This is a genomic window from Pseudomonas sp. AD21, assembly GCF_002878485.1.
Taxonomy (GTDB): domain Bacteria; phylum Pseudomonadota; class Gammaproteobacteria; order Pseudomonadales; family Pseudomonadaceae; genus Aquipseudomonas.
The window spans coordinates 17,054-36,973 of sequence record NZ_NQYG01000007.1 but is presented as its reverse complement, the minus strand read 5'-3'; the positions used below and the strand labels follow the sequence as shown (position 1 = coordinate 36,973).

The 19,920-nt window shown below is 58.7% G+C and carries 20 protein-coding genes; 11 read left to right on the top strand and 9 right to left on the bottom strand.

What is annotated here, in order from left to right; genetic code table 11:
• Positions 1 to 86: 86 nt before the first annotated feature.
• Positions 87 to 995, bottom strand: a complete 909-nt coding sequence (locus tag PseAD21_RS06320; RefSeq protein WP_102354947.1) for an OmpA family protein — start codon at positions 993 to 995, stop codon at positions 87 to 89.
• A 160-nt stretch (positions 996 to 1,155) separates the two neighbouring features.
• On the opposite strand from PseAD21_RS06320, the gene pyrC reads away from it, so the two are divergent.
• Positions 1,156 to 2,202: a dihydroorotase gene (pyrC, locus tag PseAD21_RS06315; protein ID WP_102354946.1), complete on the top strand. Its 1,047-nt coding sequence runs from the start codon at positions 1,156 to 1,158 to the stop codon at positions 2,200 to 2,202.
• Complete coding sequence (gene rnt / locus PseAD21_RS06310) at positions 2,199 to 2,876, top strand: ribonuclease T (protein WP_007963973.1); 678 nt, start codon at positions 2,199 to 2,201, stop codon at positions 2,874 to 2,876. The genes pyrC and rnt overlap by 4 nt, the downstream gene beginning before the upstream one ends.
• A gap of 58 nt (positions 2,877 to 2,934) precedes the next feature.
• On the opposite strand, the gene PseAD21_RS06305 is transcribed toward rnt, so the two are convergent.
• The 3 genes from PseAD21_RS06305 to PseAD21_RS06295 form a co-directional block, all read right to left on the bottom strand.
• Positions 2,935 to 3,348 carry a hypothetical protein gene (locus PseAD21_RS06305; protein WP_102354945.1) on the bottom strand — a complete coding sequence of 138 codons (414 nt, stop codon included), beginning with the start codon at positions 3,346 to 3,348 and terminating at the stop codon, positions 2,935 to 2,937.
• Positions 3,349 to 3,351: 3 nt separating this feature from the next.
• Positions 3,352 to 3,792 carry a Panacea domain-containing protein gene (locus tag PseAD21_RS06300; RefSeq protein ID WP_178082097.1) on the bottom strand — a complete coding sequence of 147 codons (441 nt, stop codon included), beginning with the start codon at positions 3,790 to 3,792 and terminating at the stop codon, positions 3,352 to 3,354.
• 261 nt (positions 3,793 to 4,053) lie between these two features.
• The gene (locus PseAD21_RS06295) at positions 4,054 to 4,656 is read right to left on the bottom strand and encodes a peroxiredoxin (protein WP_007963972.1); all 603 of its coding nucleotides are present in this window, start codon (positions 4,654 to 4,656) and stop codon (positions 4,054 to 4,056) included.
• 312 nt (positions 4,657 to 4,968) lie between these two features.
• On the opposite strand from PseAD21_RS06295, the gene PseAD21_RS06290 reads away from it, so the two are divergent.
• The gene (locus PseAD21_RS06290; RefSeq protein WP_003227725.1) at positions 4,969 to 5,187 is read left to right on the top strand and encodes a bacterioferritin-associated ferredoxin; all 219 of its coding nucleotides are present in this window, start codon (positions 4,969 to 4,971) and stop codon (positions 5,185 to 5,187) included.
• A 201-nt stretch (positions 5,188 to 5,388) separates the two neighbouring features.
• On the top strand, positions 5,389 to 5,862 hold the full coding sequence (gene bfr / locus PseAD21_RS06285) for a bacterioferritin (RefSeq protein WP_102354943.1): 474 nt from the start codon (positions 5,389 to 5,391) through the stop codon (positions 5,860 to 5,862).
• A gap of 80 nt (positions 5,863 to 5,942) precedes the next feature.
• Here the strand turns inward: bfr and grxD are convergent, their stop codons facing one another.
• From grxD to PseAD21_RS06270, 3 genes are all read right to left on the bottom strand, one after another.
• A complete protein-coding gene (gene grxD / locus PseAD21_RS06280) occupies positions 5,943 to 6,284 on the bottom strand; it encodes a Grx4 family monothiol glutaredoxin (protein ID WP_016773402.1) in 342 nt (113 codons plus the stop codon).
• Between the two features lie 97 nt (positions 6,285 to 6,381).
• The gene (locus tag PseAD21_RS06275; RefSeq protein ID WP_102354942.1) at positions 6,382 to 8,487 is read right to left on the bottom strand and encodes a molybdopterin oxidoreductase family protein; all 2,106 of its coding nucleotides are present in this window, start codon (positions 8,485 to 8,487) and stop codon (positions 6,382 to 6,384) included.
• 137 nt (positions 8,488 to 8,624) lie between these two features.
• Positions 8,625 to 8,915 (bottom strand): hypothetical protein, encoded by a 291-nt coding sequence (locus PseAD21_RS06270; protein ID WP_102354941.1) that lies wholly within the window; start codon positions 8,913 to 8,915, stop codon positions 8,625 to 8,627.
• Between the two features lie 404 nt (positions 8,916 to 9,319).
• Between PseAD21_RS06270 and argF the strand changes: the two genes are divergently transcribed.
• Together argF and PseAD21_RS06260 are read left to right on the top strand one after the other, a co-directional pair.
• The gene (gene argF, locus PseAD21_RS06265; protein WP_102354940.1) at positions 9,320 to 10,240 is read left to right on the top strand and encodes an ornithine carbamoyltransferase; all 921 of its coding nucleotides are present in this window, start codon (positions 9,320 to 9,322) and stop codon (positions 10,238 to 10,240) included.
• Positions 10,237 to 11,346, top strand: coding sequence for an ABC transporter ATP-binding protein (locus PseAD21_RS06260; RefSeq protein ID WP_102354939.1), 1,110 nt, complete (start codon positions 10,237 to 10,239; stop codon positions 11,344 to 11,346). Before argF ends, PseAD21_RS06260 begins: the two co-directional genes overlap by 4 nt.
• A gap of 116 nt (positions 11,347 to 11,462) precedes the next feature.
• Here the strand turns inward: PseAD21_RS06260 and PseAD21_RS06255 are convergent, their stop codons facing one another.
• Positions 11,463 to 12,245, bottom strand: coding sequence for a PhzF family phenazine biosynthesis protein (locus PseAD21_RS06255; RefSeq protein ID WP_102354938.1), 783 nt, complete (start codon positions 12,243 to 12,245; stop codon positions 11,463 to 11,465).
• 95 nt (positions 12,246 to 12,340) lie between these two features.
• Complete coding sequence (ybaK, locus tag PseAD21_RS06250) at positions 12,341 to 12,811, bottom strand: Cys-tRNA(Pro) deacylase (protein ID WP_003227741.1); 471 nt, start codon at positions 12,809 to 12,811, stop codon at positions 12,341 to 12,343.
• A gap of 362 nt (positions 12,812 to 13,173) precedes the next feature.
• Between ybaK and PseAD21_RS06245 the strand changes: the two genes are divergently transcribed.
• The 5 genes from PseAD21_RS06245 to PseAD21_RS06220 all read left to right on the top strand — a co-directional run bounded on the left by PseAD21_RS06245 (position 13,174) and on the right by PseAD21_RS06220 (position 19,835).
• Entirely contained in the window at positions 13,174 to 14,025 is an 852-nt protein-coding gene (locus tag PseAD21_RS06245) for an MIP/aquaporin family protein (RefSeq protein ID WP_102354937.1), read from the top strand.
• Between the two features lie 77 nt (positions 14,026 to 14,102).
• The gene (glpK, locus tag PseAD21_RS06240) at positions 14,103 to 15,605 is read left to right on the top strand and encodes a glycerol kinase GlpK (protein ID WP_102354936.1); all 1,503 of its coding nucleotides are present in this window, start codon (positions 14,103 to 14,105) and stop codon (positions 15,603 to 15,605) included.
• Between the two features lie 252 nt (positions 15,606 to 15,857).
• Entirely contained in the window at positions 15,858 to 16,613 is a 756-nt protein-coding gene (locus tag PseAD21_RS06235; protein ID WP_007916700.1) for a DeoR/GlpR family transcriptional regulator, read from the top strand.
• A gap of 322 nt (positions 16,614 to 16,935) precedes the next feature.
• Positions 16,936 to 18,471, top strand: coding sequence for a glycerol-3-phosphate dehydrogenase (gene glpD / locus PseAD21_RS06230; protein WP_102354935.1), 1,536 nt, complete (start codon positions 16,936 to 16,938; stop codon positions 18,469 to 18,471).
• 437 nt (positions 18,472 to 18,908) lie between these two features.
• Complete coding sequence (locus tag PseAD21_RS06220; RefSeq protein WP_102354934.1) at positions 18,909 to 19,835, top strand: glutamate/aspartate ABC transporter substrate-binding protein; 927 nt, start codon at positions 18,909 to 18,911, stop codon at positions 19,833 to 19,835.
• Positions 19,836 to 19,920: the final 85 nt, after the last annotated feature.

Sequence of the window (19,920 nt, the reverse complement as noted above, 5' to 3'; positions counted from 1 at the left end):
GCTCAAATGCGATAATTTACAGAGGCGCGACAGCTTAAGACGACAAAGCGACAGAATCTGTCGAGAGCGCGACGATGACCGGCGAGTCAGGAAGTCGCCGCAGCATTGGCAGGCGTACTGGCTTGCGGCGCTGGAGCGGTGGTCGGTGCCACCCGAGCCAGCTTCACGCTGACCCGACGATTCTTCGCCCGGTTGGCCGCGCTGGTGTTCGGAACCAGCGGGTATTGCTCGCCATGGAAGCGCACGGTGATCTGCGATTCAGCGATGCCGTTGGCCTTGAAGAAGTCGACTACCGCCAGTGCGCGGCGACGCGACAGTTCGCGGTTGGTCAGCCGGTTGCCGCTGTTGTCGGAATGGCCGTCGAGTTCGATGTGATTGACCGTCGGATCGGCCTTCATGTACTCGAGCATCACTTGCAGCCTGGCCTTGGCGTCGGCATCCAGATCGGTGCCTTCGCCAGGGAAGCCTATCTGCGACTGTTTGACCTGATCGAAATTCTGCGGCAGCAATTTCGCCACACACGTCTGGTATTCGTTGAAAGCCTTGCTGAACTTGACGGGCAACAGGCGCACTTCAGACACCCTGCCATCCCCGGAAGCACGGCGCACCACCGGGCTGCGACCGTCGAGCAAACCGCTGATCAAGCCACCGGCCTGAGATTGCGAACTGTTGAACAGCACATTGCCGGTGCCGATCCTGACACTGCCCAGATTGATATCGTTGCGTCCTGGCTGCCATGGCGCCGCCGCCGCGAGCAAGGTCGCCGAACCACCGCCGAGCATGGCGTTGAACGCGTTCAGGCGAAAAGTCGCCTGCTCGCCGGCCTTGCGCACGAACTGGCCCGAGCCGAAATCGGTGATCGGCTGGGTCAGACGGCACTCGAACTTGTCGCCCTCGACCGTCCACTCAATGTTCTCCAGACGAGTCTGGTAGGTCAGCGCCATCGCGGGGAGGCTGGCAAACACACTGAGCAAGGCTAAATATCGCTGGCGCACGGGAGGCTCCATTGGCTTCTGTAACACAAAGACCGATTCACACTATGTTTACGGCATACCTACGGGATATCGGAAGGTTCCTGCAAAACTTGATAGCGAGTGCCTGCAAGAGTCTTTTCCGGTAGCATTCCCCTCAGTTTGACCCGCCTGGAATCCCCTCATGTCCGACCGCCTGACCCTGCTGCGTCCCGACGACTGGCACATTCATCTTCGCGATGGTGCCGTGTTGACCAATACCGTTGCCGATGTTGCGCGCACCTTTGGCCGCGCCATCATCATGCCCAACCTGGTACCACCGGTGCGCAACGCCGCCGAAGCCGACGGCTATCGCCAGCGGATTCTCGCTGCCCGCCCGGCCGGCAGTCGCTTCGAACCGCTGATGGTGCTGTACCTCACCGACCGCACCCAGCCCGAAGAAATTCGTGAGGCCAAGGCCAGCGGTTTCGTGCACGCTGCCAAACTGTACCCGGCCGGCGCCACCACCAACTCCGATTCCGGGGTGACCAGCATCGACAAGATCTTCCCGGCGCTGGAAGCCATGGCCGAAGTCGGCATGCCGCTGCTGATCCACGGTGAAGTTACCCGTGGTGATGTCGACGTCTTCGACCGCGAAAAGATTTTCATCGATGAGCACATGCGCCGTGTGGTCGAGCGTTTCCCGACGCTCAAAGTGGTGTTCGAACACATCACCACCGGCGACGCCGTGCAGTTCGTCAACGAGGCTTCGGCCAACGTCGGCGCAACCATCACCGCGCATCACCTGCTGTACAACCGCAACCACATGCTGGTGGGCGGAATCCGGCCGCACTTTTACTGCCTGCCGATCCTCAAGCGTAATACGCATCAGGAAGCCCTGCTCGACGCCGCCACCAGTGGCAGCGCGAAGTTTTTCCTCGGTACCGACTCGGCGCCACACGCCCAGCACGCCAAGGAAGCCGCCTGCGGCTGCGCCGGCTGCTACACCGCCTACGCCGCTATCGAGATGTACGCCGAAGCGTTCGAACAGCGTAATGCACTGGACAAGCTCGAAGCGTTCGCCAGCCTCAACGGCCCGCGCTTCTATGGCCTGCCGACCAACACCGATCACATCACCCTGGTTCGTGAAGAATGGACCGCCCCGACCAGCCTGCCATTCGGCGAGCTGAACGTTATCCCGCTGCGCGCCGGTGAAAAACTGCGCTGGCGCCTGCTGGAGGAACACGCGTGAGTGAAGACCATTTCGACGACGAACTGGACGGTCAAGGTGGCGGCGGCGGTTCCCGTCATCCAATGGCAGCGCGCTTTCGCGGTTACCTGCCGGTTGTCGTTGACGTAGAGACCGGGGGCTTCAATTCGGCCACCGACGCTCTGCTGGAGATTGCCGCGACCACCATCGCCATGGATGAAAAGGGTTTCGTTTACCCGGACCACACCTATTTCTTCCGCGTTGAGCCATTTGAAGGCGCCAACATCGAAGCAGCGGCGCTGGAATTCACCGGGATCAAACTCGATCATCCGCTGCGCATGGCGGTCAGCGAAGAGACCGCACTGACCGACATCTTCCGTGGCATTCGCAAGGCGCTGAAAGCCAACGGCTGCAAACGGGCGATCCTGGTCGGCCACAACAGTAGCTTCGACCTTGGCTTCCTGAATGCCGCGGTGGCCCGACTGGACATGAAGCGCAACCCGTTTCATCCATTCTCCAGCTTCGACACCGCGACGCTGGCTGGCCTGGCGTACGGTCAAACGGTGCTGGCCAAGGCCTGTCAGGCCGCCGACATCGACTTCGACGGCCGTGAAGCGCACTCTGCGCGTTACGACACCGAGAAGACGGCCGAGCTGTTCTGCGGCATCGTCAACCGCTGGAAACAGATGGGCGGCTGGGAAGATTTCGACGACTGATCCTCGTTCGGGCGAATCCCGCGCATAAAAAAACCGGCCACGTGGGCCGGTTTTTTGTTTAATGCTTATAGAGCTTAAATTCTCGATCAATCCACATAACATAAAAAATTCGATCGTTCTTGTATCCCACCATCGCTACGCGCTCAAAAGCCCGAAACACCAACAATCTGACATCATCTGTCAAAAATGGTGGGATCCCCACTTTCAGGCTGTTTCTTTCGATCGTCTCACAGCCATATCGATGTCTATGCTCTTGACGAAGATCCCTCCAAGGCATTTTCCCAAGGATTCTAAGTCGCTCAAGCATTTTTGACCGCTCGACGACCTCGCAATCTTGAATACACCAACCATTCTGCAGAAATTCAAATGAGAAAACCGGAGGCTTGGCTTCAGACGTATCGATCTCAACGGGTGCTGTCCTTGCCTTGACTTTACCCGCTGGTTCGCTTTCCCTGCGCTTTAACTTTCCCATTTGTCAGTTCACCAAATGATCCCGGAAATACTCCTGCATGTCGCTAGTTGGAATTTCTCTACTAAATTCTCCTTCCTTGAAGTGCTTACGCCAAGGCATCTCTTCATGTGTCAACTGTCGAAGCTTCCATGCCGAGAACTGACCATAAACATCAAACACCTCGTTGAGCAGACTTTGTTGTTCTGCAGTGAAAACACCGGGATTGAAGTCATTTGGTAGAGGAATGGGACCGGAGCCAAACTGGCTAAACTTACGATACAAATCCGGCACCACCGGTCCGTGCATCCATGCTTCCAACTTTTCAGGAAAAAGAGCTTTTCCATGGAGGGCCAGGCTGAATCCCTGAGCGTAATAGACCAGTTTTTGGATTTTGAGATTGGAAATCTCACCATCCTGCCCTTCCAAGCAAAGGAAATAATCCGCAACATCCAAGCTACTAGGCATTTGAATCCCCTTGTATATCATGCAAGTCCTTTGCATTTTCCATATCTAAAATGAGGCGCGATTCTGACCAAGTCAACAACAGTCGTCAATTTTGTATTGACAGGAGGCGCCTTACTTGTTCCAGCACAACCTTAATCGAATACTGTTTTTTTATCCAGCCCTCTGCATCCTTAAACGGCACCTACGGAACGCGGTTTTCTAACCCCGCGCATGAAAAAACCGGCCACTTGGGCCGGTTTTTTTGTACCGCGACGTTGCGCCTTACAGGGCAGCAGCGTTCTCGGTCAGGTAAGCCGCAACGCCTTCTGGCGAAGCGTTCATGCCTTTGTCGCCTTTCTTCCAGTTGGCAGGGCAGACTTCGCCGTGCTCTTCGTGGAATTGCAGAGCGTCGACCAGACGGATCAGCTCTTCCATGTTACGGCCCAGCGGCAGGTCGTTGATGATCTGCGAGCGGACAACGCCCTTGTCATCGATCAGGAACGCGCCACGGAAAGCCACGCCGCCTTCGGACTCAACGTCGTAGGCCTTGGCGATTTCGTGCTTCATGTCGGCAGCCATGGTGTATTTCACCTGGCCGATGCCGCCGTTGTTGACCGGGGTGTTGCGCCAGGCGTTGTGGGTGAAGTGCGAGTCGATCGACACCGCGACCACTTCCACGTTGCGCGCCTTGAAGTCGGCCATGCGGTTGTCCAGAGCGATCAGCTCGGACGGGCAGACGAAGGTGAAGTCCAGTGGGTAGAAGAACACCAGGCCGTATTTGCCTTTGATGGCCGAGGACAGGGTGAAGCTGTCAACGATCTCGCCATTGCCGAGTACGGCCGGGACGGTGAAGTCAGGGGCTTGTTTGCCTACGAGTACGCTCATGGATATCTCCTGGTGAATAACTTGAAGTTCAGGGTCCGGGCCAGCCTGCCACCCTCAGGCGACAGCCCTGTGACACGAACCCTCTTCGCAAGGGCCGACTATCATACACTGCGTTTTTCGCCTGTCCTTAACGGTTTTTGCCCAAAGCGGATAACGGGGCAGCATTTTCGGGGCCAGGCAAAAAGCCAGTAATCGCCGTTCGTCGGTCACGCCTGTCAATCAGCTGAAGCGCACAGAAAGCACTTTGACAATCATTCTCGTTAACATTAAGATCCATCGCAATTGAGTCTCAACCAGCGACGGTTCTCACTTATGTATGTTTGTCTCTGCACTGGCGTCACCGACGGACAGATCCGCGAAGCGATTTATGAAGGTTGCTGCAGCTATAAAGAAGTCCGCCAGGCCACCGGCGTTGCCAGCCAATGCGGCAAATGTGCCTGTCTTGCCAAGGAAGTGGTTCGCGAAACCCTGACCAAGCTGCAAACTGCCCAGGCTGCGATTCCCTATCCTGTAGAATTTACAGCTGCGTAATTACCCCCTATTTCAAAAAACCGGACTTATGTCCGGTTTTTTTATGCCTGCAAATCAAGCGGTTAGGCGCTAGACGCGGAACACAAACATTCTTATTCAGATTTAATTTCATTTATTATTCAATAACTTAGGTTTGACACTTATAAATACCAAGCTCAAACTCCGCCTTATATACAGCTATTACAGGGCAGGACTCCCATCATGAAAGGCGACATTACAGTCATCCAGCATCTCAACAAGATCCTTGCCAATGAGCTGGTCGCGATCAATCAGTACTTCCTGCATGCACGCATGTATGAAGATTGGGGCCTGAACAAGCTGGGCAAGCACGAGTACCACGAGTCCATCGACGAGATGAAGCACGCGGACAAGCTGATCAAGCGCATCCTGTTCCTCGAAGGCCTGCCGAACGTGCAGGATCTGGGCAAGCTGCACATTGGCGAGCACACCAAGGAAATGCTGGAGTGCGACCTGCGAATCGAGAAGACCGGCCACGCGGACCTGAAAGCCGCCATTGCACATTGCGAATCGGTAGGCGATTTCGGCAGCCGTGAACTGCTCGAAGACATTCTTGAATCCGAAGAAGAACATATCGACTGGCTGGAAACCCAACTGGGCCTGATCGATAAAGTCGGTCTTGAGAACTATCTGCAATCGCAGATGGGCGAAGAGTAAGTTAGCGCCTGCTAAACTCGCGACACTAAAAAGCCCCGCCCTCTTTCGAGGTGCGGGGCTTTTTATTGGCAAATCCGGGATCAGGCTTCGGACTTGTTCGCAGCTGCCGCTTCGACTGCAGCCTTGATGGTGCTTTGCAGCGAACCGTCTGCAGCCATCTCGGTCATGATGTCGCTACCGCCGACCAGCTCACCGCCGACCCACAGTTGCGGGAAAGTCGGCCAGTTGGCGTACTTCGGCAGATTGGCGCGGATTTCCGGGTTCTGCAGGATGTCCACGTACGCAAACTTTTCGCCACACGCCATCACAGCCTGCGCAGCTTTCGCGGAGAAGCCACACTGCGGGGCATTCGGCGAGCCTTTCATGTAAAGCAGAATGGTGTTGTTGGCAATCTGCTCTTTAATCGTTTCGATGATATCCATGGAGCACCTCGGCTGAACTTTCCGACTCATGGGTCGGCACGGTGACGCATTGTAACGGAATCCAGAGCGCCATGCTCGGTCTCCCCGACAGTCACTTTCAGGCCGCCGCCACCGTCACCGGCACACCATTAAGCGCCGCGTTGCCCGACAATTCATCGAGCTGACATTCATCGGTCAGATCGTTCGCGCTCGAACCTGGCTGGCCACTGGCAATCGCCATTTGCACACCCGGGCGCGCATGGCCCCAGCCGTGCGGCAGGCTGACCACCCCTTTCATCATGTCCAGACTGCCGAGCACTTCCACTTCAATCTGCCCGACCCGCGAACTGACGCGCACCAGTTGACCATCGTTGAGCCCGCGACTGGCAAGGTCATCCGGGTGCATCAGCAACTGATGGCGCGGCTTGCCCTTCACCAGACGGTGATAGTTGTGCATCCACGAATTATTGCTGCGCACATGTCGGCGGCCAATCATCAACAGTTCATCGGCGGCGGGCGCCTGCAAGGCCGCGAAGCGTGCGAGGTCAGCGAGGATCTCTGGCGGAGCGGCCTGCACTCGCTGACTCGGCGTTTTCAGACGCGCCGCCAGATTCGGTTTCAGCGCCCCAAGATCGACGCCATGAGGATGATCGAACAACGTCGCCAGCGACAACTTGTGCTCGGAGGCATCCCCGTACAGGCCCATGCGCAGGCCCATATCGATCATTTTCGCCGGTGGCATCGTCGGTTTCAGTTCCTTGCCGGTCTTTTCAGCAAAAGCCTTGGCCAGGCCGACGAAGATCTCCCAGTCATGCAATGCGCCTTCAGGCTTGGCGAGAATCGCCCGATTGAAGCGAGTGACATTGCGCACCGCGAACAGGTTGAACGTGGTGTCGTAATGATCGTTTTCCAGCGCCGAGGTCGACGGCAGGATCAGGTCGGCGTAACGCGTGGTTTCGTTGATGTACAGGTCAATGCTGAGCATGAACTCCAGCCCGTCCAGCGCCTGCTCCAGTTGCCGCCCGTTCGGCGTCGACAACACCGGGTTGCCGGCCACGGTGATCAACGCGCGAATCTGCCCTTGGCCCTCGGTGAGCATCTCTTCGGCCAGCGCCGACACCGGCAGTTCGCCGCCGTACTCGGGCCGCCCGGACACCCGGCTCTGCCACTTGTTGAAATGCCCGCCCGAGGTCGATGCCACCAGGTCCACCGCCGGTTCAGTGCAAAGCGCGCCGCCGACCCGGTCGAGGTTGCCGGTGACCAGATTGATCAATTGAACCACCCAGTGACACAGGGTCCCGAATGCCTGGGTCGAAACCCCCATGCGCCCGTAACACACCGCACTCGGCGCGGCGGCGAAATCCCGCGCCAGTTGGCGGATCTGCTCGGCCGGCACGGCGCACAGCGGACTCATGGCCTCAGCGGTGAACGTCGCCACCGCCGCGCGCACCTCATCAAGGCCTTCGACCGGCAGATGACTGTCACGCGTCAGCCCTTCGCCGAACAGTGTATTGAGCACCCCGAACAGCAGCGCCGCGTCGCCGCCGGGGCGCACGAACAGGTGTTGATCGGCCATGGCAGCCGTTTCGCTGCGACGCGGATCAACCACCACCACTTTGCCGCCGCGAGCCTGAATCGCTTTCAGGCGTTTCTCGACATCGGGCACGGTCATGATGCTGCCGTTGGAGGCCAGCGGGTTGCCGCCCAGGATCAGCATGAAATCGGTGTGATCGATGTCCGGGATCGGCAGCAACAAGCCATGGCCGTACATCAGGTAACTGCTCAGGTGATGGGGCAGTTGATCGACCGAGGTCGCGGAGAAGCGATTACGGGTTTTCAGCAGGCCGAGAAAGTAGTTGCTGTGGGTCATCAGCCCATAGTTGTGCACACTCGGGTTGCCCTGATAGACCGCCACCGCGTTCTGTCCGTGTCGTTCCTGAATCGCCGCCAGACGCTCGGCCACCAGCGCAAAGGCCTCGTCCCACTCGATCGGTAGCCATTCGCTGCCAACCCGGCGCATCGGCTGGCGCAGGCGGTCAGGATCATTCTGGATGTCTTGCAGTGCCACGGCCTTGGGACAGATATGCCCACGACTGAAGGTATCGAGGGCATCCCCCTTGATCGAGGTGATCGCGACGCTGCCCTCGGTTTCAGTGGTCTCGATGGTCAGGCCGCAGATGGCTTCGCACAGGTGGCAGGCACGGTGATGGAGAGTCTTGGTCATGGCCAGTCTCTGTCTTGTTCTGGGCAGGCAACGGTGATGCCTGCGGGAACAAAACTATGGCCCGTGTGCGCAAGCGATGCCAGCGACGTTCGTCTTGTGAATCGACGGCTATCAGGCGAGCCGATAGCCCGTCAGGATCAGTTGGACGGCAACTGCGGCGGCGCCTGCAACTGGATTTCCTGAATGGTTTCGATCTGCTCGTGGGCGACGTGCACGCCAGTGAGTTCGCCGATCAACCGCCAATGCTCGTCGAGGCCGGCACTGATGGTCGCCATGCGATCGATCATGTGGCGGCCGGCGGTCTTGACCACTTCGTCTTCGCTGCGCAGCAACTCGAAGGACATCGAAGTCACCGAAGCGGTGAGGTGAGTCAGTGAGCGAGCCGTGTGGCCCAGCAGTTCCATTAACAGTTTTTCTTTCGATTCCATGCGGGGGCTTCCTGCGTCGCTCGAAACTTATTTATAACCCAGCACTTTGCTTTAGCAAATGTTTCAGCCTGAACATCCGACCAAGCGAAACCGCAACCGTACAGTCTTGAACCGACCCGAGTGACACCCTCCCCGCCACGCCGGATTGCCAAGCCTGTCGGGGCCAGTGTACAAAGGGGCTCGCTGCTGTCCTGAACCCGGCTTCAAACGCGTGACCGCCACCGGCGGTTCGCCCTCCGAATCCCGCAAAAACCGTAGCCTATTGGAAAAACGCGACATTTAGTGTCAATATCGCGCCTTCCCCTATTTCGTCGCCCCGTGCGGCTTACGCCGCAGGTCTCGCCCGTTGTTCACTTAAACAAGGCTTTGAGCATCTGCGGTTTGTAGCAAAAAGGTAGTCAATGATGAGCGCAAGGCACTTTCTCTCCCTGATGGATTGCACGCCCGAAGAGCTGGTCAGCGTGATCCGTCGAGGCGTTGAGCTCAAGGACCTGCGTAACCGCGGCGTACTGTTCGAGCCGCTGAAAAACCGCGTCCTGGGGATGATCTTCGAGAAATCCTCGACCCGTACCCGGATCTCCTTCGAGGCCGGCATGATCCAGCTCGGTGGCCAGGCGATCTTCCTGTCGCCGCGCGACACCCAGCTGGGCCGTGGCGAGCCGATCGGCGACTGCGCCATCGTCATGTCGAGCATGCTCGATGCGGTGATGATCCGTACCTTTGCCCATAGCACCCTGACCGAATTCGCCGCCAACTCGCGCGTGCCAGTGATCAACGGCCTGTCCGATGACCTGCACCCGTGCCAGTTGCTGGCCGACATGCAGACCTTCCTTGAGCACCGTGGCTCGATCCAGGGCAAGACGGTGGCCTGGATCGGCGACGGCAACAACATGTGCAACAGCTATATAGAAGCGGCGATCCAGTTCGACTTCCAGTTGCGCGTTGCCTGCCCCGAAGGCTACGAGCCGAACCCTGAATTCGTGGCCAAGGCCGGCGATCGCGTGACCATCGTCCGCGATCCAAAGGACGCCGTGCGCGGCGCGCATCTGGTGAGCACCGACGTCTGGACCTCAATGGGCCAGGAAGAGGAAACCGCCAAGCGCCTGAAGCTGTTCGCACCATTCCAGGTCAATCGCGCCCTGCTCGACCTCGCTACCGAGGACGTGCTGTTCATGCATTGCCTGCCTGCCCACCGTGGCGAAGAAATCAGCCTCGACCTGCTTGATGACCCGCGCTCCGTCGCCTGGGATCAGGCAGAAAACCGTCTCCACGCACAGAAGGCCCTGCTCGAGTTCCTCGTCGAACCGGCATATCACCACGCATGAGCCATGAATTACTGCTGAACCTGCGCAACCTCGCTTGCGGCTATCAAGATCAACCCGTGGTGCAGAACCTCAATCTGCACCTCAACGCCGGTGACATCGGCTGCCTGCTCGGTTCGTCTGGCTGCGGCAAGACCACCACCCTGCGCGCCATCGCCGGTTTTGAACCGGTGCACGAAGGGGAAATCCAGCTGGGTGGCGAGACCATTTCCAGCGCCGGTTTCACCCTGGCCCCGGAGAAACGCCGGATCGGCATGGTGTTCCAGGACTACGCGCTGTTCCCGCACCTGAGCGTCGCGGACAACATCGCCTTCGGTATCCGCAAGCACCCGAACAAGGAACGCGTCACCGAAGAACTGCTGGAACTGGTCAACCTGAAAAACCTCGGCAAGCGCTTCCCGCACGAGCTGTCCGGCGGCCAGCAACAGCGTGTCGCCCTCGCCCGCGCCCTGGCACCGGAACCGCAACTGCTGCTGCTCGACGAGCCGTTTTCCAACCTCGACGGCGAGCTGCGGCGCAAGCTCAGCCACGAAGTGCGCGACATCCTCAAGGCCCGTGGCACCAGCGCGATTCTGGTGACCCACGACCAGGAAGAAGCCTTCGCCGTGAGCGATCACGTCGGCGTATTCAAGGAAGGTCGGCTGGAGCAGTGGGACACGCCTTACAACCTCTACCACGAGCCGGCGACACCGTTCGTGGCGAGCTTCATCGGTCAGGGCTATTTCATTCGCGGCCAGCTCAGTAGCCCGGAATCGGTGCAGACCGAACTCGGCGAACTGCGCGGCAACCGGGCCTATACCTGGCCAGTGGGCGGTGCGGTGGATGTACTGCTGCGTCCGGATGACATCGTTTACGCGCCGGACAGTGCGCTTAAAGCACGGATTGTCGGCAAGACCTTCCTCGGCGCCTCGACCCTGTATCGCCTGCAACTGCCGACCGGCGCGCAGCTGGAATCGATTTTCCCGAGCCATGCTGATCATCAGGTGGATGCAGAGGTCGGGATTCGTGTTGCCGCTGAACATCTGGTGTTGTTCCAGGCCAGCGGCAGCACTGCTGCGCAAATTCCAGCTGCCGAAAACGGCGTACGCCGCTACAGCGCAGCCCTCTGATCCAACACCATCCCCCTGTAGGAGTGAGCCTGCTCGCGATCGCGGTACATCCGTCACAGATAATTTGACTGATGTACCGCGATCGCGAGCAGGCTCACTCCTACAGGGGTTTTGCGTTAACCGAGGATCAGGGTGCCGCTGGCAACCAGCGTTGCATTGCCGCCAATCTTCACCCGCTCACCTTCCAGCCGGCAGAACAACTCCCCACCCCGCGCCGAACGCTGACACGCAGTCAGGCTCGATTTGCCCAGACGCTTGGCCCAGTACGGAATCAGGCTGCAGTGCGTCGAACCGGTCACCGGGTCTTCATTGATGCCGATCGCCGGGGCGAAATAACGCGAGACGAAATCATGCTGGTTGCCGCGCGCCGTTACGATCGCACCGAGCCAAGGCAATTTCGCCAGGGCAACCATGTCCGGTGTGCAGTCGAGCACTGCCTGCTCCGACTCCAGCACCACGAACAACTCGTTGGAGCCGAGCACATCCACCGCCTCGACACCCAACGCGCGCTCGACATCCAGCGTCACGCCAATCTCTGAAGGCACGATCGACGGGAAGTCCAGCCACAGGCGATCACCCTCGCGACTGACGCTCAACGGCCCGGACTTGCAGATGAAGTCCAGGCGCTCGGTGTTTTCCTTATAAACCTCGAACAACACGTAGGCGCTGGCCAGCGTCGCATGCCCACACAACGGCACTTCAGTGGTCGGGGTGAACCAGCGGATATGCCACGCCGCGCCTTCGCGCACCACGAAAGCAGTTTCCGCCAGGTTGTGTTCGGCGGCGATCTTCTGCATCAAGTCGTCCGCAAGCCAAGTATCCAGCCGATAGACCATCGCCGGATTACCACTGAACGGCCGATCACTGAACGCGTCGACCTGATGAAACTCGAGCTGCATAACCTTCTCCCTGAGTCAGTCGGCAGAGCATGCAGCTCGAGCCGGATTAGCGCCAGTGACAGAACCGGTCAATTTTCTTGATACAGAGAGCAGCGTTACGCACGACCGATGTCGGCGAATTTGGCCTGGGTGTGTTCGGCCAGCACCGCAGGCGCCAGTTCGACTTCCAGCCCACGCCGGCCGGCACTGACATAAATAGTCGCAAAACCCTGAGCCGAGTTATCGATGAAGGTCCGCAGGCGTTTTTTCTGCCCCAGCGGGCTGATGCCGCCCAGCAGGTAACCCGTGGAACGCTGCGCAGCGGCCGGGTCGGCCATCTCGACTTTTTTCACCCCTGCGGCGTGCGCCAGGCCCTTGAGGTCGAGACTTCCGACGACCGGCACGACGGCCACCAGCAATTCACCTTTTTCACTGGCGGCCAACAGCGTCTTGAACACCTGCGCCGGCTCCAGTGCCAGTTTTTCCGCGGCCTCCAGCCCATAGGACGCGGCCTTCGGGTCATGTTCGTAACTGTGCACGCGATGTTCGGCACGAACTTTTTTCAACAAGTCCAACGCAGGGGTCATGGCAGCTCCAGGCTCGGCATCCACAGAAAAAACCTGTGCCGGATTCTAGGCCATCACATCGTAAAAGGCTCTACCGCAAGCCCCGATTCCCGGGCTTTGCAGGGAAAGCGCAGGGTTATCGTCGCGGTCATCCGCAGGATCATTCAGCCGACTGATAGTTTAATTGTGACCGATGGTTCACTTTCGACCTTTGACAGGTTTGTTTCTTGTCTATATTTTTTCGAATCTGAATAATGTAAGAATTATCGTCACCGCAGCACCCAGCAGTAAACCGGGAACAGGATGGGGATCCTGCCCCGGGGAAAATCGCGCTCTGCCCAGACGGCAAACGCGCCAGACAACAACAAAAACCGAGGTTTTCAATGACAACTGCTTTACAGCAACCATCGCTTTCGAGCCAATGCATGGCCGAGTTTCTGGGTACTGCACTGCTGATCTTTTTCGGCACTGGCTGTGTCGCCGCGCTCAAAGTCGCGGGTGCCAGCTTCGGCCTGTGGGAAATCAGCATCATCTGGGGCGTCGGCGTGAGCATGGCGATCTACTTGACCGCCGGGGTCTCCGGCGCACACCTGAATCCCGCCGTGAGCATCGCCCTGAGCATTTTCGCTGACTTTGAAAAGCGCAAACTGCCGTTCTACATTCTGTCGCAGATCGCCGGCGCCTTCTGCGGCGCGCTGTTGGTTTACACGCTGTACAGCAACCTGTTCTTCGATTACGAACAAACCCACCACATGGTGCGTGGCTCGGCCGCCAGCCTTGAGTTGGCCTCGGTGTTCTCGACATTCCCCAATCCAGTGCTGTCCACCGCTCAGGCATTCCTGGTCGAGGTGATCATTACCGCGATCCTGATGGGCGTGATCATGTCCCTGACCGACGACAACAACGGCCTGCCGAAAGGCCCGCTGGCGCCGCTGCTGATCGGTTTGCTGATCGCGGTGATCGGCAGCTCGATGGGTCCGCTGACCGGTTTTGCGATGAACCCGGCGCGTGACTTCGGTCCGAAACTGATGACTTTCTTCGCCGGCTGGGGTGAAATTTCCTTCACTGGCGGCCGCGATATTCCGTACTTCCTGATTCCGATTTTTGCACCGATTGTCGGTGCCTGCCTCGGCGCTGCCGGGTATCGCGGGCTCATCGCCCGTCACCTGACCGGCGCCACACCTGCTACAAAGGATGCAGAACCGGCCATTGACGGCAAACCAAGAACTTCTTGAAACAGTCGGCGCGGGCTCCTGCCAATCCGAGCCCGCGCCACGGCCCACTCTCCCTTATTTCGTCCAAGGCAATCGACATGACCGACATTCAAAATAAGAACTACATCATTGCCCTCGACCAGGGTACGACCAGCTCCCGCGCGATCATTTTCGACCGCGATGCGAACGTGGTCTGCACCGCCCAGCGCGAATTCGCTCAGCACTACCCGCAAGCCGGTTGGGTCGAACACGATCCGATGGAAATCTTCGCCACCCAGAGCGCGGTGATGGTTGAAGCGCTGGCCCAGGCTGGCCTGCATCACGACCAGGTGGCCGCCATCGGCATCACCAACCAACGTGAAACCACCGTGATCTGGGACAAGACCACCGGCCGCCCGGTGTACAACGCGATCGTCTGGCAGTGCCGCCGCAGCACCGAGATCTGCCAGCAGCTCAAGCGCGATGGCCACGAAGAATACATCCGCGACAACACCGGCCTGGTCACCGACCCGTACTTCTCCGGCACCAAGCTGAAGTGGATCCTCGACAACGTCGAAGGCAGCCGCGAGCGTGCGCGCAACGGCGAACTGCTGTTCGGCACCGTCGATAGCTGGCTGATCTGGAAATTCACCGGCGGCAAAGTGCACGTCACCGACTACACCAACGCCTCGCGCACCATGCTCTTCAACATCCATTCGCTGGAATGGGATTCGAAGATGCTGGAAATCCTCGACATCCCGCGCGAGATGCTTCCGCAAGTCAAAGCCTCCTCGGAAATCTACGGCCGCACCAAGAGCGGCATCGCCATCGGCGGGATCGCCGGTGACCAGCAAGCGGCCCTGTTCGGCCAGATGTGCGTCGAGCCGGGTCAGGCGAAAAATACCTACGGCACCGGCTGCTTCCTGTTGATGAACACCGGCGACAAAGCGGTGAAATCCCAGCACGGCATGCTCACCACTATCGCTTGCGGCCCGCGTGGCGAAGTCGCTTATGCGCTGGAAGGCGCAGTGTTCAACGGCGGTTCCACCGTGCAATGGCTGCGCGATGAACTGAAGATCATCAACGACGCCCACGACACCGAATATTTCGCCAACAAAGTGAAGGACAGCAACGGCGTGTACCTGGTACCGGCGTTCACCGGTCTCGGCGCTCCGTACTGGGACCCGTATGCCCGTGGCGCGCTGTTCGGCCTGACCCGTGGTGTACGCGTTGACCACATCATCCGCGCCGCACTGGAGTCGATCGCCTACCAGACCCGTGACGTCCTCGACGCCATGCAGCAGGACTCCGGCGAACGCCTCAAGGCCCTGCGCGTGGATGGCGGTGCGGTGGCCAACAACTTCCTCATGCAGTTCCAGGCCGACATCCTCGGCACCCAGGTCGAGCGTCCGCAAATGCGCGAAACCACGGCACTCGGTGCCGCTTACCTGGCCGGTCTGGCGTGCGGTTTCTGGGGCAGCCTGGACGAACTGCGCGGCAAGGCAGTGATCGAGCGTGAGTTCGAGCCGAGCCTGGACGAAGTCGAAAAAGAGAAGCTGTACAAAGGCTGGAAAAAAGCTGTCAGCCGCACCCGTGACTGGGCGCGTGAGGACGCTGAATAAGCCAACCTGAGGATTGAATAAAGCGGTCCAAACAGCGTGAAAGCGTAGCGAGCGAAGGAAAGACAAGGCAAAAACAGGCGAGGACCGGCTGGGGTCGCACTCGACTTTACGGGTTTGTAAATGAGCAGTCCGAGCCTGTGTTTAACGCAGTATTTCCGAGCGCAGTAGCTTTCACGTTGTCTGGAAACTGGTAGGGAGCGGATTCCTGCGTCATCATGGGCAAATTTTGCACGGCAGCCCAAAGGAAGCCCCATGAATCTGCCTCCCCGTCAGCAGCAAATCCTCGAGCTGGTCCGCGAACGCGGCTATGTGAGCATCGAGGAAATGGCCACGCTGTTCGTTGTTACCCCGCAAACCATCCGCCGCGACATCAATCAGCTCGCGGAAGCCAATCTGTTGCGTCGCTACCATGGCGGCGCGGCCTACGATTCCAGCGTCGAAAACACTGCCTATGCGATGCGCGCCGACCAGATGCGCGACGAAAAACAACGCATCGGTGAAGCCATCGCTGCGCAGATCCCCGATCACGCCTCGCTGTTCATCAACATCGGTACCACCACCGAATCGATTGCCCGCGCCCTGCTCAACCACAATCACCTGAAGATCATCACCAACAACCTGCACGTCGCCTCGATGCTCAGCGCCAAGGATGATTTCGACGTGCTGCTGACCGGCGGCAACGTACGCCGTGACGGTGGCGTGGTCGGTCAGGCGAGCGTGGACTTCATCAATCAGTTCAAGGTTGATTTTGCCCTGGTGGGCATCAGCGGTATCGACGAAGACGGCAGTCTGCTCGACTTCGACTATCAGGAAGTGCGCGTCTCCCAAGCGATCATCGCCAATGCACGGCAGGTAATCCTGGCGGCGGACTCCAGCAAGTTCGGGCGCAATGCAATGATTCGCCTTGGCCCGATCAGCCTGATCGATTGCCTGGTCACCGATCAACAGCCAGTGCCGGCATTGGCGCAGTTGCTAAGCCAGCACAAGATTCGTCTGGAGGTCGTTTAACCCTTTTGCACTTCACTGTTTGCAAGAACCTCTTCGCGAGCAAGCCCGCTCCCACAGTGGGATGAGAGGGGCTGACAAATCTTGTGGCTGGTTCAAATACCTGTGGGAGCGGGCTTGCTCGCGAAGAGGTACTTACAAACAGCACATCTCTAGCGCTCTTGCGCGCCTCTAATGTTCGAAAATTTTCTTTTAACCGCCCTTCGATGAGTTTTTTCAATCGAACGTGACTGGCTGTGCGCGTCTTTATGGGCTACCATTTTCGCAAATGAACATTTATGTTCGATTTCCAAGACAGAAAATCAAAAGAGTCCGAGGCCAGCCGATGTCCACATCTACCTTGCGTACGCCCCCTATCGCCGAGATCTATGATGTTGCCGTGATTGGCGGCGGGATCAATGGAGTGGGGATCGCAGCGGATGCCGCCGGTCGCGGTCTTTCGGTGTTCCTTTGCGAAAAGGATGACCTGGCCAGCCACACCTCGTCGGCCAGCAGCAAGCTGATCCACGGTGGCCTGCGCTACCTCGAACATTACGAATTCCGTCTGGTGCGTGAAGCACTGGCCGAGCGCGAAGTGCTGCTGGCCAAGGCGCCGCACATCGTCAAACCGATGCGTTTCGTGCTGCCGCACCGCCCGCACCTGCGTCCAGCGTGGATGATTCGTGCCGGCCTGTTCCTCTACGACAACCTCGGCAAACGCGAAAAACTCCCGGGTTCGAAAAGCCTGAAGTTCGGCGCCGACAGCGCGCTGAAAAGTGAAATCACCAAGGGTTTCGAATACTCCGACTGCTGGGTCGATGACGCCCGCCTCGTGGTGCTGAACGCCATGGCCGCCCGGGAAAAAGGCGCCCACGTGCACACCCAGACCCGTTGCGTCAGCGCCCGCCGCGCCAAGGGCCTGTGGCACCTGAACCTGGAACGCGCCGACGGCAGCCTGTTTTCGATCACCGCCAAAGCGCTGGTGAACGCCGCCGGCCCGTGGGTCGCCAAGTTCATCCGTGACGACCTGAAGATGGAATCGCCGTACGGCATCCGCCTGATTCAGGGCAGCCACATCATCGTGCCGAAACTGTACGAAGGTGATCACGCACACATCCTGCAAAACGAAGATCAGCGCATCGTCTTCACTATTCCGTACCTGAACCACTTCACCCTGATCGGCACCACTGACCGCGAATACACCGGCGACCCGGCCAAAGTGGCGATCACCGACGGCGAAACCGATTACCTGCTCAAAGTGGTCAATGCCCACTTCAAGAAGCAGATCAGCCGCGACGACATCCAGCACAGCTACTCGGGCGTGCGCCCACTGTGCAATGACGAATCCGACAACCCTTCGGCCGTGACCCGCGACTACACCCTGGCCCTGTCCGGCAGCGCAGAAGAAGCGCCATTGCTGTCGGTGTTCGGCGGCAAGCTGACCACCTACCGCAAACTCGCCGAGTCGGCGATGGCCCAACTGATGCCGTACTTCACCCAGATGCGTCCAAGCTGGACGGCCACCGCCACCCTGCCCGGCGGCGAAGACATGACCACGCCGCAAGCCTTGAGCGCGCTGATTCGTGACAAGTTCGACTTCGTGCCGACCGAGATCGCCCGCCGCTGGTCCACCACCTACGGCAGCCGCACCTGGCGCATGCTCGAAGGTGTGGAAACCCTGGCCGACATGGGCGAACACCTCGGCGGCGGGCTCTACACCCGTGAGGTCGACTACCTGTGCAGCGAAGAATGGGCAACCACCGCCCACGACATCCTGTGGCGCCGCAGCAAGCTGGGCCTGTTCACTACCCCGGCCGAGCAAGAGAAGCTGGCGGCGTACCTGGGCAAGGTCGAGCAGAACCGCAAGATTGAAGCGGCCTGATCCACCGGCCGATTGATAAGAAGCCCCTGAGTCTCACGATTCAGGGGCTTTTTTATAGGTCGTACGCCCTCCCCCTGTAGGAGTGAGCCTGCTCGCGATAGCTGTCTGGCATTCAACATCTGCGTTGGCTGACACTCCGCGATCGCGAGCAGGCTCACTCCTACAGGGAAGTCGCAGGAACTACGTTCGGATTTCCGAACGCGACCTTACGGTCGATTCGGTAAACCGGATCAGATCAGCCAAAAATAACCGACACAAAACTTTAATAACTTTCAAAATCAAGCAGTTAACTATTGTCGACTGGTCTGGCACGACTCATGCTCTACACTCTCTCGACGAATGACTGCCGTGCCAACACTTCAGGAGCCGTCAGGCATTCGAAGCACAAAAGGGCCGACGAACTGGCTCCATAAAAAAAACAATTCGAGGAAAATTTGATGCGCATCGTTCCCCATATCCTGGGCGCAGCCATTGCGGCCGCTCTGATCAGCACGCCAGTTTTCGCCGCCGAACTCACCGGCACCCTGAAGAAAATCAACGATTCCGGCACCATCACGCTCGCTCACCGCGACAGCTCCATTCCGTTTTCTTACATCGCGGATGCTTCCGGCAAACCCGTGGGCTACTCCCACGACATTCAAGTGGCCATCGTTGAAGCCCTGAAAAAAGACCTGAACAAGCCAGACCTGCAGGTCAAATACAACCTGGTGACCTCGCAAACCCGTATCCCGCTGATCCAGAACGGCACCGCGGATATCGAGTGCGGCTCCACCACCAACAACGCCGAACGCGCCCAGCAAGTCGACTTCACCGTCAACATCTTCGAAATCGGCACCCGTCTGCTGGTCAAGAAAGACAAGGATGGCAAGCCGTCCTACGCTGACTTTGCCGACCTGAAAGGCAAAAACGTCGTGACCACCGCTGGCACCACGTCCGAGCGCATCATCAAAGCGATGAACGCCGACAAGCAGATGGGCATGAACATCATCTCCGCCAAAGACCACGGCGAATCCTTCAACATGCTGGAAAGCGGCCGCGCCGTTGCCTTCATGATGGACGACGCCCTGCTGGCCGGTGAAGAAGCCAAGGCCAAGAAGCCGGCCGACTGGATCATCACCGGTACGCCGCAGTCCTTCGAAGCCTACGCGTGCATGGTTCGTAAAGACGACCCGGCCTTCAAGAAGGCTGTGGATGACGCCATTGTCGGCCTGTACAAGTCTGGCGAGATCAACAAGATCTACAGCAAGTGGTTCGAAAGCCCGGTTCCACCAAAAGGCCTGAACCTGAACTTCCCGATGAGCGACAAGGTTAAAGATCTGATCGCCAACCCGAGCGACAAGCCGGCGCCGGACGTAAAAATCTGATTCCTGACTAACCTGATCGCCTGAGGGAGCCACCCTCCCTCAGGCGTCTGTTACTACCTGCGAGCTTTACTGTGGAACACTCGAC